The sequence below is a fragment of the Streptosporangium longisporum genome, from assembly GCF_039534895.1.
GTDB classification, from domain to species: Bacteria; Actinomycetota; Actinomycetes; order Streptosporangiales; family Streptosporangiaceae; genus Streptosporangium; species Streptosporangium longisporum.
In genome coordinates, this window is sequence record NZ_BAAAWD010000015.1 from 301,273 (window position 1) to 316,180 (window position 14,908).

Annotated in this window: 11 protein-coding genes; 6 read left to right on the forward strand and 5 right to left on the reverse strand. The window is 75.2% G+C overall.

All coding sequences use genetic code 11. The features are described 5' to 3' along the window. Nucleotides 1-61 precede the first annotated feature (61 nt). Nucleotides 62-2,095 carry a prolyl oligopeptidase family serine peptidase gene (locus ABD832_RS27750; RefSeq protein WP_344900557.1) on the forward strand — a complete coding sequence of 678 codons (2,034 nt, stop codon included), beginning with the start codon at nucleotides 62-64 and terminating at the stop codon, nucleotides 2,093-2,095. Here ABD832_RS27750 and ABD832_RS27755 read toward each other — a convergent pair. The 3 genes from ABD832_RS27755 to ABD832_RS27765 all read right to left on the reverse strand — a co-directional run bounded on the left by ABD832_RS27755 (nucleotide 2,086) and on the right by ABD832_RS27765 (nucleotide 4,825). Continuing rightward, nucleotides 2,086-2,733 carry a response regulator transcription factor gene (locus ABD832_RS27755; protein WP_344900559.1) on the reverse strand — a complete coding sequence of 216 codons (648 nt, stop codon included), beginning with the start codon at nucleotides 2,731-2,733 and terminating at the stop codon, nucleotides 2,086-2,088. The two genes, ABD832_RS27750 and ABD832_RS27755, sit on opposite strands and share 10 nt — an antisense overlap. A 284-nt stretch (nucleotides 2,734-3,017) precedes the next feature. Then, nucleotides 3,018-3,674 (reverse strand): response regulator, encoded by a 657-nt coding sequence (locus ABD832_RS27760; protein WP_344900561.1) that lies wholly within the window; start codon nucleotides 3,672-3,674, stop codon nucleotides 3,018-3,020. Then, entirely contained in the window at nucleotides 3,671-4,825 is a 1,155-nt protein-coding gene (locus tag ABD832_RS27765; protein ID WP_344900563.1) for a sensor histidine kinase, read from the reverse strand. Before ABD832_RS27765 ends, ABD832_RS27760 begins: the two co-directional genes overlap by 4 nt. 119 nt (nucleotides 4,826-4,944) lie before the next feature. Between ABD832_RS27765 and ABD832_RS27770 the strand changes: the two genes are divergently transcribed. Continuing rightward, a complete protein-coding gene (locus tag ABD832_RS27770; protein WP_344900565.1) occupies nucleotides 4,945-6,045 on the forward strand; it encodes a DUF418 domain-containing protein in 1,101 nt (366 codons plus the stop codon). Between the two features lie 24 nt (nucleotides 6,046-6,069). Here ABD832_RS27770 and ABD832_RS27775 read toward each other — a convergent pair whose 3' ends face one another. Together ABD832_RS27775 and ABD832_RS27780 are read right to left on the reverse strand one after the other, a co-directional pair. Continuing rightward, entirely contained in the window at nucleotides 6,070-6,453 is a 384-nt protein-coding gene (locus tag ABD832_RS27775) for a hypothetical protein (RefSeq protein ID WP_344900567.1), read from the reverse strand. A gap of 60 nt (nucleotides 6,454-6,513) precedes the next feature. Then, nucleotides 6,514-7,368, reverse strand: coding sequence for a helix-turn-helix domain-containing protein (locus ABD832_RS27780; RefSeq protein WP_344900569.1), 855 nt, complete (start codon nucleotides 7,366-7,368; stop codon nucleotides 6,514-6,516). Between the two features lie 226 nt (nucleotides 7,369-7,594). Between ABD832_RS27780 and ABD832_RS27785 the strand changes: the two genes are divergently transcribed. The 4 genes from ABD832_RS27785 (at nucleotide 7,595) to ABD832_RS27800 (ending at nucleotide 14,756) form a co-directional block, all read left to right on the forward strand. Then, a complete protein-coding gene (locus tag ABD832_RS27785; protein ID WP_344900571.1) occupies nucleotides 7,595-8,425 on the forward strand; it encodes a nucleotidyltransferase domain-containing protein in 831 nt (276 codons plus the stop codon). A gap of 155 nt (nucleotides 8,426-8,580) precedes the next feature. Next, entirely contained in the window at nucleotides 8,581-9,798 is a 1,218-nt protein-coding gene (locus tag ABD832_RS27790) for a hypothetical protein (RefSeq protein WP_344900573.1), read from the forward strand. Then, a complete protein-coding gene (locus tag ABD832_RS27795; RefSeq protein WP_344900575.1) occupies nucleotides 9,788-11,167 on the forward strand; it encodes a hypothetical protein in 1,380 nt (459 codons plus the stop codon). The genes ABD832_RS27790 and ABD832_RS27795 overlap by 11 nt, the downstream gene beginning before the upstream one ends. Nucleotides 11,168-11,339: 172 nt before the next feature. Beyond that, the gene (locus ABD832_RS27800) at nucleotides 11,340-14,756 is read left to right on the forward strand and encodes a chromosome partitioning protein ParA (protein ID WP_344900577.1); all 3,417 of its coding nucleotides are present in this window, start codon (nucleotides 11,340-11,342) and stop codon (nucleotides 14,754-14,756) included. The last annotated feature ends 152 nt before the right edge of the window (nucleotides 14,757-14,908 follow it).

The following is a 14,908-nucleotide window of genomic DNA, read 5'->3' on the forward strand; positions in this document are numbered from 1 at the left end:
CCGTCCCGCCGCGTCCCCCGTGCAGAGCCCGGGCCCGCGGTCCCCACCCCGGAGGAAACCGATGATCTACCCTCCCGCCGAGCGGCGACCGGTCGTCGACCACCTGCACGGACGCGCCGTGCCCGACCCGTACCGGTGGCTGGAGGATCCCGGCGCCCCGGAGACGCGGAGCTGGTCGGCGGCCCAGGAGGAGCTGTGGCGCGCCCACGCCGGGCAGCTGCCCGGCCGTGACCTGTGGCGCTCGCGGGTGGCCGCGCTGACCGGGGCCGGGATGGTCGGCACCCCGGCCTGGCGCGGCGAGCACCGGTTCTTCGTGCGCCGTACGGCCGACCAGCGGCACGCGGTCCTGTACCGGTGCGGTCCGGAGGGGACGGAGGAGGCGGAGGAGGCACTGATCGACCCGGCGGAGCTCGACCCGAGCGGGCTGACCACGCTCGACCACTGGCAGCCGTCCCCGGACGGCCGGCTGCTGGCCTACCAGCTGTCCAGGAGCGGGGACGAGCGCTCGGAGCTGCGGGTCATGGACGTCGTCACCCGGCAGGTGGTGGACGGCCCGATCGACCGGTGCCGGTACGCGCCGGTGGCGTGGCTGCCCGACGGGAAGTCCTTCTTCTACGTCCGCTCCCGCCAGGTCCGCCTGCACCGGCTGGGCACCCCCGCCGAGGACGACGCCATGATCATGGAGGAGGACCGCTCCTACGGCCTCGGGATCGGCCACGACGGGCGCTGGCTGACGATCTCGGCGATGGCCGCCGGGGGCAACGACCTCTGGCTGGCCGACCTGTCCGCCTCCTCCCCGGACCGCCCGGACCTGCGGGTGATCCAGCGGGACGCAGGCGCGGTGACGGCCCCGGCCGTCGGCCTCGACGGGCGCCTGTACCTGCTCACCACCCTGGACGCGCCGCGCGGACGGCTCTGCGTGGCCGACCCGGCGCGGCCGGGCCCCGAGGACTGGGCCGACCTGGTCGCCGAGGACCCCGAGGCGGTGATCGGCGAGTTCACCATCGCCGGCCGGACGCTCCTGGTCGCCCGGACGCGGCACGCGGTCGCCGAGATCGACGTCCACGACCTGGCCACCGGGGAGCGGCGCGGGCGGGTGCCGCTGCCCGGCCTGGGGTCGGCCGGCGGGATGACCGTCCGTCCCGAGGGCGGGCACGAGGTCTGGTTCACCTACACCGACAGCGTCACGCCCGCGAGCGTGCACCGCTACGACACGCGCACCGGCCTGACGACGCCGTGGGCCGTCCCGCCCGGCGCCGTGCAGGTGCCCGAGCTCCAGGCCCGCCAGGTGGTCTTCCCCTCGGCGGACGGCACGCCGGTGCGGATGGTCGTGCTGGCCCGCCCCGGCTCCGGCCCCCGGCCGGCGATCCTGTACGGCTACGGCGGGTTCGGGCTCTCGCTCACGCCGTCGTACTCCAGCTACGTCCTGCCCTGGGTCGAGGCCGGCGGGGTCTTCGCCCTCGCCCAGCTGCGCGGCGGCGGCGAGGAGGGTGCGGACTGGCACCGCGACGGCATGCTGGAGCGCAAGCAGAACGTCTTCGACGACTTCGCGGCGGCGGCCGAGAAGCTCGTCGCGGACGGCTGGACCACCCCTTCGCTGCTGGGGGCGTGCGGCGAGTCCAACGGCGGCCTGCTGGTGGGCGCCGCGCTGACGCAGCGCCCGGACCTGTTCGCCGCCGCGGTCTGCTCGGCACCGCTGCTCGACATGGTCCGCTACGAGCGCTCCGGGCTGGGGCCGTCCTGGCGTCCCGAGTACGGCTCGGCCGACGATCCCGAGCAGCTGGGCTGGCTGCTGGGCTACTCCCCCTACCACCGGGTCACGAAGGGCGTCGACTACCCGGCGACGCTGCTGACGACCTTCGGCGGTGACTCCCGCGTCGACCCCATGCACGCGCGCAAGATGTGCGCGGCGCTGCAGTGGGCGACGTCGGGCTCGCGGCCGATCCTGCTGCGCCACGAGGGCGACGTCGGCCACGGCGCCCGCTCGGCGGACCGCGCGATCGGGCTGGCCGCGGACATGCTCGCCTTCCTCGCCGCCCACACCGGCCTGGAGATCGGCCCCTCCCCGCGTCCGGTGGCGCGGGATCAGCGGTAGCGGATCACGCCCAGCTCGGCCGGGTCGTCGGACCAGAGCCAGCCGGCCTGCCTGGCGATTTTGACCGCCTCGACGCGGGTGCGGGCGCCGACCTTGGTGAGGATCCGCGCCAGGTAGTTGCGCACGGTCCCGCCGGACAGGCAGAGCCGGTCGGCGATCTCGCCGACCGGGGCCCCCTCGGCCGCGGCCCCCAGGACCTCCAGCTCGCGCGCGGTCAGCGGGTTCCGCTTGGCGTGCAGCGCGGCGACGGCCAGTTCCGGGTCGACCACCTGCTCCCCCGCGGCCACCCGGCGCACGTATCCCGCGAGCTGGTCGGCCGGGGTGTCCTTGACCACGAATCCGCGGGCCCCGACGTCCAGCGCCCGGCAGAGCGCGGCCGGGGTGGCGAGCCCGGTCAGGATCACGGGCGCGCACTCGGGAAGCCTGTGGCGCAGTTCCGCCGTCGCGGTGAGACCGTCGGTGCCGGGGAGCCCGATGTCGATGAGCGCGACGTCCGGCCGGAGCTGCACGCAGGAGGGGACGACCTCGTCGCCGTGACCGGTGTCACCGATGACCTTGATGTCGCTCTCCATGGAGAGCAGGGCGACCATGGCCCCCCGAACGAGATGCATGTCCTCGGCGATCAGGACACTGATCATGAATGGTCTCCCCCTGGTTCACGGTGCGGTCTCGCTCAATCCGAGTTCACTACCCCTGGAAGTCGGGTGATTACCGCAAGTCCGAGTTAAACACGGATCAGACGATATAGATGTGAGATCAGTGCAGGTAGCGGGCTTCGCCGTACGCGAAAAGAATTTAATTCCAGAGTGATGTTTCCATTATGAACCGCAATTTCCTGATTTTTCCTAGCGCGGGGTTTTTTTCGGATGACCGATTCCGCGGCGGTGCATACCGGTGACGTGCCGGTGGCGTGCCGGTGCCCTCAGGGGCCGTCCGGCCCGCGGTTCTCCCATGCCCAGGCGGCGATCTCGACCCGGTTGCGCACCCCGAGCTTGGTGAGGATGCCGGAGATGTGGCCTTTGACCGTGCTCAGTGAGATGAACAGCTCCGCGGCGATCTCGTGGTTGGTCAGGCCCCTGGCGATGGCCCGCACCACCTCCGTCTCCCGTTCGGAGAGCGGTCGCCCCGGCCCGCGGGCGGAGGGGGCGGCGGCCGCCGTGAACCGGCGCAGCAGCCGCTGGGTGACCGACGGCGAGACCAGGGCGTCACCGGCGTCCGCCGCCCGGACGGCCTCGACGAGCAGGACCGGACCGGCGTCCTTCAGCACGAAGCCGGCCGCTCCGCCGCGCAGCGCGTCGTAGACGTACTCGTCGAGGTCGAAGGTGGTGACCACGACCACCCGGAGCGGGTCCGCGACACCGGGACCGGCCAGGAGGCGGGTGACCTCGATGCCGTTGAGCCGGGGCATCCGGACGTCCACCAGGCACACGTCCGGGCGCAGCCGCCGGGCCAGGAAGACCGCCTCGGCGCCGTCGGCGGCCTCGGCGACCACGCTGATGCCGGGCTGGTCCTCCAGGATGAGCCGCAGGCCGCGGCGGACCATCGGCTGGTCGTCGGCCAGCAGCACCCGGATCGTCATCGGCGGGTCCGCGCGGGCACGGGGAGGACGGCGCGCACCGACCAGCCGGCCCCCGGGCGCGGGCCCGCGCTCAGCGTGCCTCCCAGGGCCTCGACGCGTTCGCGCATCCCGACCAGGCCGTACCCGCCGCGGCGGTGGTACCCGGCCGGGACCGGCGGGGAGTCGTCGAGGACCTCGACGACGACGGACCCGCCGTCCAGGCCGACGCGGACCGTGACCGAGCGGGCCCGCCGGGCGTGGCGCGAGACGTTGGTCAGCGACTCCTGGACGACCCGGTGGACGGTGACGGCCACCTCCGGGGGCCATCGCGACTCGTCGGCCGAGGACAGCAGGCGCACCCGCGGGCCGCCTTCCCGGTCGCCGAAGCGCCCGACCAGGTCGCCGAGGGATCCGGGACCGGCCGCGGCGGGGGACGCGTCGCCGTCGTCGCCCAGCAGGCCGGCGACGCGCCGTACCGCGCGCAGCGCGTCGGACCCGGCGGCCTCGATCTCCGAGAACGGGCCCTGCGGCGTCGCGGGTCGTCTGCGGGCGGCGAGCTGCGCGGCCTGGGCGTTGAGCACGATGCCGGTGACGTGGTGGGCGACGGCGTCGTGCAGCTCCCTGGCCAGCGCCAGCCGTTCGTCACGGCGCACCTTCTCGACGGCGGCCCGGTGGCGGGCCTCGAACAGCCGCGAGCACAGCCCCGTGGCGAGGGCCGCGGACCAGGCGACGGCGTTCAGCAGCGTCACCGGCGGGAGCCCCGGGGACGGCGGGGCGGTGAACCAGGTGGCGGCGACCAGCCCGAGCCCGCCGGCCGCGACGGCGGCGGCGCGCGGCGCCGGGAGCGCCCCGGCCGCGGAGCCGACGAGCACGGCCAGTCCCAGGGCCATGGCGGGACCGGGTTCGCTGGGCAGCGACGCGAGACGGGCGACCACGAGGGCGGCCCCCGCGACGGCCAGGCCCGCGACCGCCGCCCGCGTCCGGTCGCGCCGGCGCGCCAGGGCGATCGCGCACACGGTCGCCCCGGCGGCGCAGCCGAACCACCAGTGGGTCCCGCCCCAGGTCACCGCGATCTGGTACGCCCACAGGGCGAGCGTCATCGCGGACACGACCCCGAACCCGGCGTCGGCCGCGTTCCGCACCCGCCCGCCCGGCCGGTCCCGTACCTTCACGCCGTTCAGGCTAGAGGTCCCGGCCGCGCGCCGTACCGGCCGAAAGTACCGCCGCGGACGGCGCCGCCCCTGCCTTCGGCCGATATCCGGCACCGGGCGCGGCCCGCAGGATGAGGCCCATGCCACACGAAGATCCACTTTCGTCCGGGTCCCCCGGTACCCTCGCCGCGGCCCCGCCGGGCAGGCCGCGGATCGCCGCCCTCGACGTGCTGCGCGGGTTCGCGCTGTGCGGGATCCTGCTGGCCAACGTCAAGCCGATCGCCAACGCCGGCGAGGTCGTCGTGCGACGTTCGCCGGTGGACCCGCAGGAGGCGAACGACGGCGTCCAGCAGGTCATGGGCATGCTCGTCGACCAGCGCTTCTTCCCGATCTTCTCGCTGCTGTTCGGGATCGGGTTCTCGCTGCTGCTGGCCTCCGTCACGGGCCGCGTCGCCCGTCCCCGGCTGCTCCTGCTGCGCCGGCTCCTCGCGCTGCTCGCGATCGGCCTGGCGCACTTCCTGCTGCTGTGGCAGGGGGACATCCTGACCGTCTACGCCGCCGTCGGCCTGCTGGTGCTGCTGCCCTCGACCTGGCTGCCGCGCGGGGCCGTGGCGGGCCTGGCCGTCGCGCTCGTCGCGACGGCGCTGGTCCTCGGCGGCGACAGGACCGTGCTGGTCGCCGGGCTGTTCCTGCTGGGTTCGGCGCTGGTCCGCTACGGGGTGGCCGACCGGCTGGAGGGCTCCACCCGGGTGCCGCTCCTGCTGGGCCTGGCCTTCGCGACGGCCGCGGCGCCCGCGCTGTGGGTGCAGACCGGGCTGGCCGGCGGCATGGACGACCCGTACTTCGGCTTCTGGATCCACACGGCCGGGGCGCTGGTCGCGGGGGTGTACGTGTGCGTCCTGCTGGTGCTGCTCAGGACGCCGCTGCGACCGGTGCTGTCGGCCGTCTTCGCGCCGCTGGGCCGGATGGCCCTGACCAACTACCTGAGCGCCACGGTCCTGGTCCTGGGGGTCCGGCAGGTCCTGGGCTCCCCGCAGGACTGGTCCCCGGCCAGGGTGTACCTGATCGCCGCCTGCGTCCTGTGCGTCCAGTGGCCGCTGTCGGTCCTGTGGCTGCGCCGGTACCGCCAGGGCCCGCTCGAATGGCTCTGGCGCTGGGCCACCTGGGCCCGCCGCCCGCCGTTGTGCCGCGTGCCGGGACGGGCGGGACGGCAGGCGCGGCAGGAACGGCAGACGCGGTAGGACGCGCCCGGATCGGGGCCGCGCTCAGATCGGGGCGGAGGCGGTGTGGTGCTCCATGAGAACGTCCGCGGTCAGGTAGCCGCCGCGGATCAGGTGACCCGGCGGGCGGGCGCGCAGCTCCCGGTAGTGACCGGCGATCCGGCTCGCCGCCACGGCCGGGACGGTGGCGCTCGTCCACAGCGGCCTCCGCCGGCCGACCGAGGCCGGGACGACCCACCAGAAACGGCACGTGTCGTCGATGCGGACGACGAGCCCGTAGTAGACGGAGACGACCGGCTCGCCCGACGGCAGGCGGTGGACGTCGGCCGGGATGTTGTGCGCTCGGGCCAGCAGGGCCGCCAGTTCACCGGCCCGGAGGTCGACCGGGTGCGGCGCGAGATCTCCGGGAGCGGTGTGATCAACGGTCACGCTGGCGAGGGTAGGGACCGCGCGGCCCCGGGCTCAACGTTGTTGCGCGATGTTGCGCGTTCACCCGGCGCGGAACGCCTCCGCCGCGGCCCACAGCATGTCGCGCGCCTGCCGCCCGTACACGGCGGCGCCGCTCAGCGCCTGGAACGCCTTCTCGTACGCGGCCACGTCGCTCGGGGTCCGGTGCTGGATCTGGCCCGGCACGGTGTCGATCCGGACCCGGTCGGTGTCGTAGATCCAGAAGTTCTCCGGTGGCATGAGCGGCGGCCTGACCGTCGCGGGGAGGATCCCGAAGGACACGTTGGCGATACCGGAGGTCAGCTCCGCCAGCCGGTCGAGCTGGCCGGCCATCTCCCGCGGCCCGGTCAGCGGGGTACGGAGCGCCTGCTCCCCGACGACGAACGCGAACCGCTTGCCGCCGTCGCGCAGGACCTCCCGCTGCCGCAGCCTGGCTTCCACCGCGGCGTCGGTGTCGTCGGGGATGCCGCGGAAGTCGATGACGGCGCGCAGGTGTCCCCGGGCGTAGTCGTCGGTCTGCAGCAGTCCCGGGACCGCGGAGTGCTGCCAGACGCGGAACTGGCGCGTCCGCTCGTACAGGGGCTGGAAGGAGCGCTGGACGTGACCGAGGCCGTTCTCCTCCAGCCGGCGCCATTCGACGTACATGGCGTCGATGTTCTGGGCGGCCGCGATGAGGTCGACCACCTGCTCGTGCGCGTCGCAGGCCTCGCACCACGTGCGGATGTCGGTCTGGTTGGGCATCTGGACCGCGTTCTCGATCTTGGAGATCTTGGTGTGGTCCAGGCCGGTCTTCGCCGCCAGTGCCCTCCCGGTCAGCCCGGCACCGGCGCGGAGCGCCTTGAGCCGGGCCGCGAGAATGCCCTTGGCCTCGTCGATGCGCGCCGTGGAGGTCGCCATCTCCGTCACCTCGTCACCACAGGGGGGTTGGTCCTCCGACCGTATGCCGCGTATTGCGACCTGTCGCGAAAATTGCGAATCGTTGCGTACGAGGCAGGCGTGTTCCTTCCGGCGCTCCGCGGCGTCCGGACGGGACCGCCCCGTCCACCGGCGCGCGGGATCCCCGGCTCTGGGACAGGCCCGGAGGGCGGGCACGGCCGTCGCGTGTGTGGTCGAATGGATCATCATGGACATCGCCTTGGACGACGCGACGATGACGGCGCTCGCGCGACGGCTGGTGGAGGTTCCCGGGATCGTCGCGGTGGCGCTCGGCGGCAGCCGGGCCCGCGGCACGCACCGCCCGGACTCCGACGTCGACCTCGGGCTGTACTACCGGGGCGACCTGGACGTGGCGGCGCTGCGCGCGCTGGCCGTACGGGAGGCCGGTGAGGGGAGCGAGCTGACCGAGCCGGGCGGCTGGGGGCCGTGGGTCGACGGCGGCGGCTGGCTGACGATCGGCGGACGGCGGGTCGACTGGCTCTACCGCGACCTCGACCGGGTGCACCGCGTCTGGGAGGACTGCCGGCGGGGCCGCTACAAGGTCGGGACGCAGGCCGGGCACCCGCTGGGGTTCTACTCCCACGCCTACGCCGGTGAGGTGGCGCTCTGCCGGGTGCTGGCCGATCCCGGAGGAGAGCTCACCGGGCTGCGGGAGAACGCCCGGGCCTACCCCCCGGCGCTGGGGACGGCGCTGGTGGACGGTCTCTGGGAGGCGGACTTCTCGGTGGGCCTGGCCCGGTACGGGGCGGCCGGCACCGACCCCGCGTACGCGGCCGGGTGCCTGTTCCGCGCCGTCGGCGTCGCCTGCCAGGGGCTGCACGGTCACGCGGGCCGCTGGCTGATCAACGAGAAGGGCATGGTGGCCTCGGCCGGCCGGTTGCCGGGGGCGCCGGGGGACTTCACCGCGCGCGCCGGGCGGCTGCTCGCGGGCGTCGGCGGCTCCACCGAGGAGATCGAGCGGACCGTCGCCGACGCGGCCGTCCTGATGGCGGAGGTACGGGCGGCCGTCGGCCGCTGACGGGGTGCGCGTCCCGCGGCCACGGGCCGGACGGGTGGACGCGTCCCGTCGCACCGGCCGGACGAGCGGGCACGTTCCGTCGCACGGGCCGGCAGGCCGGGCACGTCCGCCCGTACGGGCCAGGAATGTCGGGCGCAGGCCTTACGGTAGGGCGCGTGCCAGAGACGAACCACGAGATCACGCTCGACTCGGCCCTCACCGAGGAGGCCGTGCTCTCCACCTACCGCCGCATGTTCGCGGCCCTCGCCCGCGACAGCGGCGCGGTGGTGGACGACCCGGCGCTCGTCGACATCGCCGAGACGCTGTTCGCGGCGTTCGCCGAGGCCGGCGAGGAGTGGCTGACCCACGAGCAGATGCGCCACGTCTGCCGGGCCTACCCGCTCGACCGGTTCGAGAACCGGCTGCGGGTGCTGCGCGGCCTCGGCGCGATCCGCGAGGTGTTCCCCAAGCCCAACCAGCTCCGCTACCGCGCCTCCTTCACCAGCGTGGTGGGGCTGATGTTCATCCGCCGGATGATGGACGACGGCGGCCAGTCGGAGATGCACCGGCTGCTCGCGCTGGAGGACCTCAACGTGGCCGACCCCGCCACGACGATGGAGGAGGCCCGCACCAGCGCGCAGAACCTCTCGCGCGCCTTCCGCCTCTGGGCGCTGGAGCTGATCACGCTGACCGGCGGCACCATCGAGGAGCTGCGCGAGCAGGCGCCCAAGCTCTGGGGCACCGAGGAGATCACCCGGCGGGCGCAGAGCCTGCACGACACCGTCCTGAACCGCTGGCCCGACCTGGACCGCACCTGTACCGAGCTGCGCGCCGCGATCTACGCCTACAGCGACGCCTCGCGCCGCGCCGCCGGGCGGCTGGCCGACTCCGCCGGTACGACGAGGAACCTGACGCTGCTCCCCGCGGAGACCTGGCGCACCTTCGCCCAGACCGCGAGCAAGGAGCGTCTGGCCGCGGTGCTCGACGGCTTCGTCTTCGACGCCCCCGCCCCCTGGCACGACCCGGCGGCGATCGTCCGGGCCGTGGACGAGAGCCCGCGGCCGGTCCCCGCCCAGCCCACTCCCCCGCGTTCGGCCCTGCCCGACCCCGGTCCCGCCGACACCTACGCCCCCGGCACCGACGGCCTGGACCGTCTGACCTCGGTGGCCGAGACCGCGCTGGCCGGGCGTTCCTCGGCCCGGCTGGAGCAGTTGCTCACCGCCGACGGCGAGTGGGTCTCGGCCCGCCGCCTGCTGGCCGACCTGGTCGCGGCCGACCTGCGCCCCGACTCCCCGTACCGGCTGCGCTGGTCCGACGGCCTCACCGCCGACCCCGCGGCCGAGCCCGCCTGGCTCTCCCACGGCCGGCTGGAGAGGACCGGCGGTGGCGACTGACCCGCACACCCTCCCGGTCCCCGAGGTCCCCGGGGTCGCCGGGGCGGCCGATGACACCGCGGGCTCCGGAGGCTCCACGGCCGTCGAGTCCTCCGTGACGGGGTCTGCGGCCGGAGAGCCCTCCGCGACGGGGTCCGTGCCCGAGCGGCCCGATGTGGCGCACGTCCGCGCGCGGGCGGGCGGTCCGCTCCGGCTCGGCACCGGGCGGCCGGCTCCGCCGGGGATGGCGCGGCTGGGACGCGGTGACGGCACCGGCCTGGCGCTGCCGGTCTGGCCGGACGGCGCGACCCCCTCGCTCCTGGAGGAGTACCAGGTCACACCGGTCGCGGTGGAACGCTCCGGGGAGACCCGGCGGGTGCTGGCCGCCGCGCTGCGCTGCTGCTGGACCGACCTGTCCGCCGATCCCTGGCCCGGTGTCCCAGTCCCGGTGGACGACGTGCTGTCGGCGTACCGGGCGCTGATCGGGCGTGGCGACGACCTGATGCGCAACTGGGCGATCGGCGCGCTGCGCCGCCTGCACGACTCGGCGTGGCTGGAGGTCGCCGACGGCCATGTCCGGCTCGGCCCCCGGTGCGCCTCGTGGCCTGCGTCGTCGCACGCCCAGCTGCGCGAGCTGATGCGCCGCCTGCCCTCGGGTGAGGAGACGCGGGGAGGTCCGGCGGTCCTTCCCGTCACCGTCGACGGCGACGCTCCTCACGACCGTGCCCCCGGCGGGGACGCTCCCGGCGGGGAGGTCGAGGCCGCCGCGAGCGTCAGCGCTCCGGAGAACGTGGACGAGGACCTGCTCGGCCCCTTCGACGAGCGGCGCAGGGCCGAGATCGTGGCCGCGTTCATGGCGGTGGAACACGCGGCCGAGCCGGTGCACGAGGCCCGCTTCCCCGCGCTGCGCGAGCCCGCGCTGCGCCACACGCTGGCCGGGATGCTGGAGCGCCGCGGCCGGGTTCTGATCCACGAGCGCGAGACGTGGACGTCGGGGTACGCGGACGGCGTGACCGCGGGGACGGGCCCGGTCCTGGGCCAGGCCGAGCGGGCGGTGCTGGTGCTGGTGCTGATCCACTCGGTGGCGATCCCCCGGGCCGACGGGCTCCTTCCCTCCGACAGCTGGCTGTCGCCGTTCCCCGCCCAGGCCGACGAGCTGCGACGGCACACCCGGCTGCCGATCGGCGAGCTGGAGGCCGCGCTCCGCGTCCTGCGGCACGCGGGCCTGGTGACCCAGGTGAAGGCGGGTGAGGAGGCCGGTGGTCACGTGCCGGGCCCGCAGTTCCACCGGCTGACCCCGCAGGCCAGGCGCCGCCTTCAGGAGGAGCTGATCCTGGCCGCAGGTCCGCACACACCGCTGGCCGCGGCCGTACGGGCGGCCCGGCGATGAGACCGAACCGGACGGTGTCCCGGGGCCGTGTTCCGGGGCGGTGTCCCGGGACGGGAGGCCTCCCGGGGCGGACGGCGACCGGGACGGCGACCGGCGGGGTGCCGCCGGGACGGGCTCCGACGTCGCGGGCAGAACGCAGGAGCCGTGAACACGATGGAAGAGGGGAACGGGGTTGACCGACCAGCGGAACCAGGCCGCGAAGGGCTCACGCGGGAGCGGCGCGGGGAGCGCGCCTCCCGGCAGGGGCGCCTCCGGAGCCGAGACCGCTCCGGCCGTGGAGCCCGGAGACGCGCCCACTCCGGCCGTGACGTCCCCGGACGTTCCCGCCCCGGGCACGACCTCCCCCGGCGGGCCCGCTCCCGTGGCGAAGGGGCGGGGCAGGGGCGCCCGGGCCACGGAGGTCCGTACCGTGCCCGCTCCGGCCGCAGTCCCCGCGATCCCCGCGATCCCCGGAGTCTCCGAGGTCCCCGGGACATCCGGGGTCTCGGCCGGGACGCAGGCGACCCTGGTCTCCGTGGACGTCCGGGCGGGCGCGCCGACGGAGAACGTGGTGGGTGACCGGGTGCTGGTCGCCGTGCAACCGGTCAACATCTCCCGGCTCTCGACCCATCCGGTGCCGACCGTGCCGGGCACCCTCATCGTGGTCGCGGGTGCCGGGCCGAAGGACTCCAACGGCGCGGGCAAGTCGTCGTTCATCGCGATGATCACCGCGCTGCTCGGGGACGAGCAGTGGCGTTTCGCCTCCGGCGCCAAGTCGGTCTCGGAGCTGCTGTTCAACGCCGAACTCGCCGCGGGCGGTGGCGGCCGGACCTGGGCCAGCGCCGACCACGGTTACATCGTCGGCGTCTTCGCACCGGCCGATCCGGCACCCGGCGGCGTCCCGCACGACGCCCCCGGGCGTCGCCCGGCGCACGATGCCCCTTCACACCGCGACTCCGGGCACGACGTCCCACCCGGCGACGTCCCACCCGACGTCCCACCCGGCGGCGACTCGCTGGACGCCGTCACCGTGTGGCTGCGGGTCAACCAGGAGGCCCCGCACCTGGAGATCCGGTGGGTCCCCGGGATCCACCTGGCCTCGGCCGCCTCGGAGGCGGAACGGGTGGCGCGGGCGGACGAGCTCTGGGCGGCGCTGCCCCGCTCGGCCGGACGCCGCGACGTGGTGGCGCGCGACCTGACCAGGTTCCTGTACGGCGACCGGGTCAGATGCGTGTCGTTCCTGTCCACCTCGGTGCGGAGCAAGGTCGCCACCAACCTGCTCTCCCAGCCGCTCAACGAGATCTCCCCCGAACGGGTCTTCGAGGCGATCGCCGCGCTGACCGGCCTGGACGCCGAGCTCGACCAGGAGCGGGAGGCCCGGCGCGACGAGCACGCCCGGCGGGTCCGCGCGACACGGGCCGTGGAGCTGCTCCGCGAGTTCGAGGACGAGTCCCGCACCCTGCTGGAGACCTTCGACCGGCGCGACCGGGCCCGCGTCCGGCTGGCCGAGGCCCTGCGCTGCTGGCGGGGACGGCTGGCGCGCAGGCTCGTCGACGCGGCACGGCGGGACGAGGCGCTGGCGGTGGAGCTGGAGCGGGTCCGGGCGGCGGGTGACCGCGCCGTCGAGGCGATCGGCGAGGTGCGGGCGGAGATCGCGACGCTCAAGGACGACACGCTCGAACGCGGCCTGGCCCAGGCCCGCAGGGAGCTCGCCGACCTGCAGTCGCACGCGGCGAAGCTGGACGCCGACCGGGCGGTGGCGGAGAACTCCGTGGACGAGCTGCGCGGCTGGATCCCCGGCCTGGAGGAGCAGCGCCGCCTGGCCGACGGGCGTGACGTGACCACGGCCGGTGCCGAGCTGGCCACGGCCGGAACCCGGCTGAACGAGGCGCTGAAGGCGCTGGGCGTGGCCGACCGCGAGAGCGAGGGGGCCAGGGCCGCACTGGACGACGCCGAGGGCGGCCCGGCCGCGGCCCAGTTGAACGCGCTCGCCGAGGCGGGCGTGGGGGCCACCGGCCTGCTCGACGCCATCGACGTCGCCGAGCAGGCGCGCGACCAGGAGGGGCCCGGCGACGGCCGGGCGCCGTCCGCGCCGGGGGCCCGGGGGTGGCCGCACGAGCACGCGGTGATCGTCGACGCCGCCGACCTGGAGGCCGCGGCACGGGCACTGGACGCGCTGCCCGGTTCGGTGCTGGTCAGTGCCGCCGGTGTGACCGTGGTGGGATCGTTCGAGGTGGCGGTCACCGGCAGGGAGGCCAGGATCAAGGCCGCCGAGCAGCGTCTGCACCGGGCCCGGGACGTCCAGGAGAGCGCGTCGGCGGCCGTGCGGTCCGCCGAGGACGCGGTGGCCGAGGCGGGCAGGCGGCTGGAGGGCGCCAAGGCCGCCGTACAGCTGACCGACATCGAACGGCGGCTGTCCGAGCGACGGCACGCGCTCATCGAGCTGGCCGAGGCGCTGGCCGCGATCGCGCCGAGGGTGGGCGAGGCGGAGCGCCGGGTGAGCTCGCTGGACTTCCGGTCCCGTACGCGCACCATGGAGGTCGAGCGGCTGGAGGGCCGCCGGGCACGGCACGAGGCCGAGCGGGATCAGGCCGCGGAGCAGGCGGCGCGGATCACCGCCGACCGCGAGGCGCTCGGCCTGGACGCGCTGGCCGGGGAGTGGGGCGGCACCGCCGAGGGGGCCCGCGACTGGCTGGACGCCCTCGACGAGCAGGAGCGCCCGCTGACGGCCGAGGAGTGGTGGCGGGCCGCCGAGCGGCGGCTGGACGAGGCGCTGCGCGACACCTTCCCCGGCGAGGACGAGGAGATGCCCGAGGAGCTGCGGTTCCTGGTCAGGGAACGGGCCGCGCCCGGTGCCGGGCGTACCGCGCGCGAGCAGGCCATGTTCCCCGGTGTCTGCTCGGCGCTCGCCTCCTACCTGCGCGGGCAGGAGGAGTACGAGCGGCACCGGCGGCGCCAGATCGAGACGCAGATCGTCACCCGGCAGCGCGACCTGACGGCCGCGACCCGGGGGGCGGAGGAGGCCGCCCGGTCCACGGCCGCGCACCGGGCCGCGCTGACCGCCGCGATCAGGGCGAGGCTGGCCCGGGTGGCGGAGGAGTTCGACAGGCTCGACACCTCCTACGGAGGGTACGGGGCGACGCTGGAGTTCCCGGTGCCGCCCGCTCCGGCCGATCCCGAGCAGCGCTGGGCCTGGCGGGTGACCCCCAAGTGGCGCCGGGGCGAGGGCCAGGGGTTCGTGCCGTACGACCGGCGGGCCAACACCGCGCTGATGGACGAGAAGGCGGTGAAGCTGGTCTGCGCGGCGGCGATCGCGTCCTCGGGCGGCGGGCACCTGTGCCTGGTCCTCGACGAGCTGGGCCGCAACCTCGGCAAGGAGCACCGCAGGGAGGCCGTGGCGCTGTTCCGCCGGATCGGCGAGACGTACGGGATCACGGTGATCGGTGCGCTCCAGGACGACATGGAGCCCTACGCCGTCGACGCCTGCGGGCAGTACGTCAAGCTGCGCCGTTCCTCCGACGCCATGCCGTACAACGAGCCGCCGGTCGTCATCGGCCACGACGGTCACGCCGCCCGGGTGCGTGCCCTGGCCGCGGCGGTGAGCCGGTGAGCGGGCCGACCGGAAGAGAGTGAGCGGCCCCGCGGCGGGGAGCGGTCCCGGGAGGACAGCGGGGAGCGCCCCCGGGGATGACGGCGGGGATGACGGCGGGGATGACGGCGGGGATGACGGCGGGGAGGCGGACCCGGCGACGGTGCGCCGGG